General features: G+C 29.8%; 1 protein-coding gene. It reads left to right on the top strand.

Annotated elements, in window-relative coordinates; genetic code table 11:
* The coding region (locus CQA53_RS13165; RefSeq protein WP_245945922.1) for a DUF6402 family protein at positions 1–609 on the top strand (609 nt) is incomplete at its 5' end.
* Positions 610–658 lie beyond the last annotated feature (49 nt).

Below are 658 nucleotides of genomic sequence, written 5' to 3' on the forward strand. Positions count from 1 at the left end.
TTAAAATTAATTTCTACAGATGATAATATAAGCTCCCAAGCATTATCCCTATATGCTTGCACAGGGAAATTTAGCATATATTATATCCCTGCCAAATTTATCCTTAAAAGAGAGGGGGACAAAATATATGCTTATATTAAAGAATTGTATGCTTATGTTTTTGATACATTTGACTTTGATGATGATGGGCATCAATATGATAAACAAAATAAAAATACAATAATACAGCTAGGACAACCTGTAGGGACTTGGAATTATAAAGAAATGAGATTTGATTTTAATACTTCTGTGAGACAGATGGCGAGATATGCAGAAAATAAAGGTTTGATAAAAAAATGGCTAACCTATGGTTATAGTATTTATCAAAATTCACGAAAAACTGCAAAAATTACAGCACCAGAGGTTATTTCCTTTAAATCCCAAGATATTTATCCCCTCTACAATCAAGACTATAGATTTTATAAATGTCGATACAATAAAGGCTTAAATTTTAGAGTATTCTCTACAAGCAATGATAATACTAAAAGTGCTAGAATCTCTAAAGGATTCTATATCCTTAAAGTCCCAGAAGATAGAGATTCGCAGAATTATTTTAGGGTGGAAGTATGAATGAGTTTGGCACTTATAGAATTGAATTTGTAATTTTTCCTATAATTGT

The sequence above is a fragment of the Helicobacter didelphidarum genome (genome assembly GCF_003364195.1).
Taxonomy (GTDB): Bacteria; Campylobacterota; Campylobacteria; order Campylobacterales; family Helicobacteraceae; genus Helicobacter_A; species Helicobacter_A didelphidarum.